Annotated in this window: 6 protein-coding genes; 4 read left to right on the top strand and 2 right to left on the bottom strand. The window is 75.0% G+C overall.

Annotated elements, in window-relative coordinates; genetic code table 11:
• Positions 1–106: 106 nt before the first annotated feature.
• Positions 107–295, bottom strand: coding sequence for a DUF1918 domain-containing protein (locus AB0J67_RS40245; RefSeq protein WP_212843366.1), 189 nt, complete (start codon positions 293–295; stop codon positions 107–109).
• A 130-nt stretch (positions 296–425) separates the two neighbouring features.
• On the opposite strand from AB0J67_RS40245, the gene AB0J67_RS40240 reads away from it, so the two are divergent.
• A complete protein-coding gene (locus tag AB0J67_RS40240) occupies positions 426–980 on the top strand; it encodes a histidine phosphatase family protein (RefSeq protein WP_363490946.1) in 555 nt (184 codons plus the stop codon).
• Here AB0J67_RS40240 and AB0J67_RS40235 read toward each other — a convergent pair.
• Positions 937–1,398 carry a GNAT family N-acetyltransferase gene (locus AB0J67_RS40235; RefSeq protein WP_363490944.1) on the bottom strand — a complete coding sequence of 154 codons (462 nt, stop codon included), beginning with the start codon at positions 1,396–1,398 and terminating at the stop codon, positions 937–939. The genes AB0J67_RS40240 and AB0J67_RS40235 overlap by 44 nt on opposite strands.
• 69 nt (positions 1,399–1,467) lie before the next feature.
• Between AB0J67_RS40235 and AB0J67_RS40230 the strand changes: the two genes are divergently transcribed.
• From AB0J67_RS40230 to AB0J67_RS40220, 3 genes are all read left to right on the top strand, one after another.
• The gene (locus tag AB0J67_RS40230; protein ID WP_363490942.1) at positions 1,468–1,989 is read left to right on the top strand and encodes a DinB family protein; all 522 of its coding nucleotides are present in this window, start codon (positions 1,468–1,470) and stop codon (positions 1,987–1,989) included.
• A gap of 63 nt (positions 1,990–2,052) precedes the next feature.
• Positions 2,053–2,967: a pentapeptide repeat-containing protein gene (locus AB0J67_RS40225; RefSeq protein ID WP_363490940.1), complete on the top strand. Its 915-nt coding sequence runs from the start codon at positions 2,053–2,055 to the stop codon at positions 2,965–2,967.
• Positions 2,968–2,978: 11 nt separating this feature from the next.
• A partial coding sequence (locus AB0J67_RS40220; protein WP_363490938.1) for a hypothetical protein occupies positions 2,979–3,169 on the top strand: 191 nt, incomplete at its 3' end.

Here is a 3,169-nt window from a genome sequence, read left to right as displayed (position 1 = left end):
GCGCGCGAACGCGCGGAACGGCAGCGCCAGCACCAGCGCTGAGCGTTCGGGGTGGCTGTTCGCGCAAGATCGTCGCGATCTTCGGCCGCCCGGGTGCTCCGGGCGGTCAGCGGTCGGTTTTGAGGTGGGTGTCGGGGCCGGGGTAGAGGATGCCTTCGTGCTGGTCGTCCTCCCAGCGCACGGTGTACGGCGGGCTGCCGTCCTCGTGTGGCACGGCGGTGATCACGCCGATCCTGCGGTGGTCCCCGACGCGCGTGCCCTCGACGACGATGGTGTCTCCGACTTTCGCTTTCATGCTGAACACCTCCTCGTCCATTGTCCGGACGAATCACCGCGAGATGCACGTTTCACCGAACCAGCGGGCAGCCGCCGGCACTGGCAGACTCCGGGCATGACGCTGTCCCTGGTGTACGAGACCCACGCCCATCACCCGCGACAACGAGGCCGGCCTCGCCACCGGCTGGCTGCCCGGCGAGCTGTCCGAGGCGGGCCGGGGCACCGCCGCCGAGCTGGGCGCACGCCGCCGCGACGACGGCATCGACCTGGTGCTCTGCTCGGACCTGCACCGCGCCGTGCAGACCGCCGACATCGCGTTCGGCGGCACCGGCATCCCGGTGCGCACCGACCCCCGCCTCCGCGAGATCAACTACGGCGAGCTGAACGGCATGCCGGTGACCCGGCTCGACGCCGAACGCCCGCACCGCGTCGACGTGCCGTTCCCCGGCGGCGAGTCCTACCGGCAGGTCGTCGACCGCACCGCCGACCTGCTCGAACAGCTCGCCGCCGAGCACGACGGGCGGCGGGTGCTGCTGGTGTCGCACTCGGCCAACCGGCATGCCCTGGCGGTGCTGCTGGACGGCGCGGACCTGCGCGAGCGGTGCGCGGCGCCCTTCACGTGGCAGCCGGGCTGGGAGTACACCGTGCCGGCGGGCTGGCTCAGACCAGCGACCGCGTCCAGCGCAGCGGCTCCACCTGCGTGAACCCGGCCCGGCGCAGCACGTTCGCGCTCGGCGGGTTGTCGTGGGCCAGCTCCGCCACGACCAGGCGGGCGCCGAGCTTCGCGGCCAGCGCCACCAGCGCGTTGGTCGCCTCCGTGGCGTAGCCGTGCCCCCGCGCGGCCGCGACCAGCCCGTACCCCAGCTCGACCGTGCCGTGCCGGTCCGGCGCGCCGTGGAAACCCGCCCCGCCCACCACCAGCCCGGTGGCGCGCAGCTCGACCGTGTACGGCACCCACGGCCCCGCCGGAGCGCCCGCCTGCAGGAACATCCGCGCCGCGAGCTGCTCGCCGTCGCCGGGGAAGTCGTCGGCCCAGCGCGGGTCACGCGGCGCGCCGTCGGCGATCCGCGCCGCCAGCATCGGCCGGTACGGGCGCAGCACCAGCCGCTCGGTCTCGATCACAGGACGGGCAGCGTACCCGCGCCGGGCCCCGATGTGCACGCGACCGGCGCGGCGGGCATCATGACCGGCATGACGTGGACCGCACCGCAGACCGACCGGCGCAGCGAACCGTTCGTCGCCGACGAGCGCACCATGCTGGAGGGCTGGCTCGACTGGCACCGCGGCACGCTGCTGCACAAGTGCGCCGGGCTCACCGCCGAGCAGCTCGCGCAGGCGTCCGCGCCGCCGTCGGGCCTGACCCTGCTCGGGCTGGTCCGGCACCTGGCCGACGTCGAGCGCACCTGGTTCCGCCGCCGCGTGCGCGGCGAGCAGATCCCCGCGCTGTACGCCCACCCCGACGGCCGGCCCGGCGCCGCGTTCGAGGTCGACCCGGCCGGCGCCCAGGCGGCGTTCGCGACGCTGACCGCCGAGTGGGACGCCTGCCGGGCCGCGGTCGCCGGGGCGTCGCTGGACGAGGAGTTCGTCCACGAGCGCACCGGCGACACCATGTCGCTGCGCTGGGTCTACGTGCACATGATCGAGGAGTACGCCCGGCACAACGGCCACGCCGACCTCATCCGCGAGCGGATCGACGGTGCCGCGGGGGACTAGCGGGCCGGGCCGATAGGCTCGACCTGCACCAGTCATCTTTCGTGTACGGGGGTCGACCCGCTGTTGTCCGAGCAGACTCCGCAGCCGCCCGGCTGGCGTGAGCGGCTGCACGCCGACTGCTCCCGCTGCTTCGCGCTGTGCTGCGTCGCACCGGCGTTCGCGCGCTCGACCGACTTCGCCATCGACAAGCCGGCCGGGCAGGCCTGCCCCAACCTGCGCGAGGACTTCCGCTGCGGCATCCACACGTCGCTGCGCGAGCGCGGCTTCGCCGGGTGCACCGTGTTCGACTGCTTCGGCGCCGGGCAGCAGGTCGCCCAGGTGACGTTCGGCGGCCGCGACTGGCGGGCCGAACCCGCCCTGGCCCGGGACATGTTCGCCTCGTTCAGCGTCATGCGGCACCTGCACGAGCTGCTGTACTACCTCGCCGAGGCGCGCTCGGCCCGGCCCGGCGCGGCCCTGGACGCCGACCTGGCCCGGGTGCAGGCGCAGACCGAGCAGCTGACCGGCGGCACCCCGCAGCAGCTCGCCGCGCTCGACGTCGACGCCCGCCGCCGCGAGGCCGCCGACCTGCTGCGCCAGACCAGCGCACTGGTACGCGGCCGCGGCGCCCGCCCCGGCCCCGACCGCTCCGGCGCCGACCTGATGGGCGCGGACCTGCGCGAGGCCGACCTGCGCCGGGCCGGCCTGCGCGGGGCGTACCTGATCGGCGCCGACCTGCGCGGCGCGAACCTGGCCGGGGCGGATCTGCTGGGCACGGACCTGCGCGGCGCCGACATCCGGGGCGCCGACCTGACCGGCTGCCTGTTCCTGCTCCAGTCTCAGCTCGACGCGGCGCGCGGCGACCTCGGCACCCTGCTGCCAGCCGCCCTGTCCCGCCCCGCCCACTGGCCGGCCACCCACGCCGCCACCGGCGCGGCGGCCCGCCCGTCCCGCCCCGCCCGCACCGCACGCCCACCCCGCGGCACCCGCCGCCGCTGACCGCCACTGCCATGGCCGGCGCGCCGAACGCCGTCGGCCGGCGTGATCTGCGCGAAGTCCCCCATGATCGTCCGACTTGCCAGGCACATGGGCGTTTGCGCGGCCAAGATACGCCCATGCTGCAGGACCCGCCACCACTTCAGCTCGGCGATGGCATGCTCTACGGCGATCCGCCGACTGGACTGGTCCTTGCGTTTCTGCT

This window comes from Catellatospora sp. NPDC049609, from assembly GCF_040675365.1.
GTDB lineage: Bacteria > Actinomycetota > Actinomycetes > Mycobacteriales > Micromonosporaceae > Catellatospora.
This window is presented reverse-complemented; position numbering and strand designations above follow the sequence as displayed.